The organism is Stagnihabitans tardus, assembly GCF_009925085.1.
GTDB lineage: Bacteria > Pseudomonadota > Alphaproteobacteria > Rhodobacterales > Rhodobacteraceae > Stagnihabitans > Stagnihabitans tardus.
Map to the genome: position 1 here is coordinate 2,501 of NZ_JAABNR010000055.1, position 3,113 is coordinate 5,613.

A 3,113-nucleotide genomic window follows, 5' to 3' on the forward strand; every position below is an offset into this window, starting at 1 on the left:
AGCCATGGGGAGCCGGGAATAGGCTTTGATCCATGGATGTCCGAATGGGGAAACCCACCTGACATTCTGTCATGATTGCGCAAGCAGCTCATGAGAGGGTGAACCAGGTACTTTACTCCTGAATACATAGGGGGTTTAGAGCAAACCCGGGGAACTGAAACATCTAAGTACCCGGAGGAAAGGAAATCAATAGAGACTCCGTTAGTAGTGGCGAGCGAACGCGGACCAGCCGAGCCTGGAAGAACGAGCAGAATGGTCTGGAAAGGCCAACGATAGGGGTGACAGTCCCGTATGCGAAGTTTGACAGGACATATTAAGTAGGGCGGGACACGTGTAATCCTGTCTGAAGATCGGGGGACCACCCCCGAAGGCTAAGTACTCCTTGCTGACCGATAGCGAACCAGTACCGTGAGGGAAAGGTGAAAAGCACCCCGACGAGGGGAGTGAAACAGTACCTGAAACCGGACGCCTACAAGCAGTCGGAGGGGCCTCGAGCCCTGACGGCGTACCTTTTGTATAATGGGTCAACGACTTGGTCTTACGAGCAAGCTTAAGCCGATAGGTGTAGGCGCAGCGAAAGCGAGTCTTAAAAGGGCGCATGAGTTCGTGGGATCAGACCCGAAACCAGGTGATCTAGCCATGAGCAGGATGAAGGCACGGTAACACGTGCTGGAGGTCCGAACCGACACCCGTTGAAAAGGGTCCGGATGACTTGTGGCTAGGGGTGAAAGGCTAATCAAACCTGGAGATAGCTGGTTCTCCGCGAAAGCTATTTAGGTAGCGCCTCGCACGAATACCCACGGGGGTAGAGCACTGCATGGGTGATGGGGGCCCACAGCCTTACTGAGCCTAAGCAAACTCCGAATACCGTGGAGTACTATGCGGGAGACACACACCGGGTGCTAACGTCCGGTGTGAAGAGGGAAACAACCCTGACCTGCAGCTAAGGCCCCAAATTCATGGCTAAGTGGAAAAGCATGTGGGACGGCCAAAACAACCAGGATGTTGGCTTAGAAGCAGCCATCATTTAAAGATAGCGTAACAGCTCACTGGTCTAGATAAGCTGTCCTGCGGCGAAAATGTAACGGGTCTCAAGCCATGAGCCGAAGCTCGGGATGTGCAGCAATGCACGTGGTAGCGGAGCGTTCTGTGATATAGCTTCATGTGTCTTATTCCCTGGCAACAGGGACGTGGACACAAGAAGCTTACTGTGAAGCCGGGCTGTAAGGCATCCGGTGGAGTGATCAGAAGCGAGAATGTTGACATAAGTAGCGACAAAGGGAGTGAGAGACTCCCTCGCCGAAAGTCCAAGGGTTCCTGCTTAAAGCTAATCTGAGCAGGGTAAGCCGGCCCCTAAGGCGAGGCCGAAAGGCGTAGTCGATGGGAACCACGTTAATATTCGTGGGCCAGTGGGAAGTGACGGATCCTTACCGTTGTCAGGTCTTATCGGATTGATCTGGCAGCCGCGGGGTCCCTGGAAATAGCCCCACATCAGACCGTACCCTAAACCGACACAGGTGGACTGGTAGAGTATACCAAGGCGCTTGAGAGAACCACATCAAAGGAACTCGGCAAATTACCTCCGTAAGTTCGCGATAAGGAGGCCCCATAGGCGGGCAACCGTTTGTGGGGGGCACAAACTAGGGGGTGGCGACTGTTTACTTAAAACACAGGGCTGTGCGAAGCCGTAAGGCGACGTATACAGTCTGACGCCTGCCCGGTGCTGGAAGATTAAGAGGAGGGGTGCAAGCTCCGAATTGAAGTCCCAGTAAACGGCGGCCGTAACTATAACGGTCCTAAGGTAGCGAAATTCCTTGTCGGGTAAGTTCCGACCTGCACGAATGGCGTAACGATCTCCCCGCTGTCTCTGATGTGGACTCAGCGAAATTGAACTGTCTGTCAAGATGCAGACTTCCCGCGGTTAGACGGAAAGACCCCATGAACCTTTACTCTAGCTTTGCACTGGCACCAGGATTGGGATGTGCAGGATAGGTGGTAGGCATTGAAGCGGGGACGCTAGTCTTCGTGGAGCCATCCTTGAGATACCACCCTTCTCAATCTTGGTGTCTAACCGCGGCCCGTTATCCGGGTCCGGGACCCTGCATGGTGGGGAGTTTGACTGGGGCGGTCGCCTCCCAAACTGTAACGGAGGCGCGCGATGGTGGGCTCAGACCGGTCGGAAATCGGTCGTCGAGTGCAATGGCAGAAGCCCGCCTGACTGCAAGACTGACAAGTCGAGCAGAGACGAAAGTCGGTCATAGTGATCCGGTGGTCCCAAGTGGGTGGGCCATCGCTCAACGGATAAAAGGTACTCTGGGGATAACAGGCTGATGATGCCCAAGCGTCCATAGCGACGGCATCGTTTGGCACCTCGATGTCGGCTCATCTCATCCTGGGGCTGGAGCAGGTCCCAAGGGTATGGCTGTTCGCCATTTAAAGAGGTACGTGAGCTGGGTTTAGAACGTCGTGAGACAGTTCGGTCCCTATCTGCCGTGGGTGCAGGAGACTTGAGAAGAGTTGACCCTAGTACGAGAGGACCGGGTTGAACGAACCACTGGTGGACCAGTTGTCGTGCCAACGGCAGTGCTGGGTAGCTATGTTCGGACAGGATAACCGCTGAAGGCATCTAAGCGGGAAGCCCCCTTCAAAACAAGGTCTCCCTTGAGAGCCGTGGAAGACCACCACGTCGATAGGCCAGAGATGTAAGTGCGGTAACGCATTCAGTTGACTGGTACTAATTGCTCGATAGGCTTGATTTGATCCAGTAACAGCAAAACCTGTTACCTCAAATCAAAGACCAAAAGCACAAAAGACTTAGAACAGAGGGCGTCTGCCCCCGGTGTTTCGCTTCTTCCTCGGTTTGGTGGTCATAGCGCTGGCTAAACACCCGATCCCATCCCGAACTCGGCCGTTAAGGGCCAACACGCCAATGGTACTGCGTCTCAAGACGTGGGAGAGTAGGTCACCGCCAAACCTAGAAAGAAGCGATAACTCTCTATCCGATCCACAACCCCACCGATCCTGGAACAAAACCGTCGCGGGGTGGAGCAGCCCGGTAGCTCGTCAGGCTCATAACCTGAAGGCCGCAGGTTCAAATCCTGCCCCCGCAACCA

1 tRNA gene and 2 rRNA genes (1 of these 3 cut by a window edge) are annotated in these 3,113 nt (G+C 54.6%); all 3 read left to right on the top strand.

What is annotated here, in order from left to right:
• A 23S ribosomal RNA gene (locus GV832_RS21345) occupies positions 1-2,759 on the top strand; it begins 74 nt to the left of the window's first position.
• Between the two features lie 100 nt (positions 2,760-2,859).
• Positions 2,860-2,974: ribosomal RNA gene (rrf, locus tag GV832_RS21350) — 5S ribosomal RNA — on the top strand.
• A 62-nt stretch (positions 2,975-3,036) separates the two neighbouring features.
• Positions 3,037-3,113, top strand: a tRNA-Met gene (locus GV832_RS21355).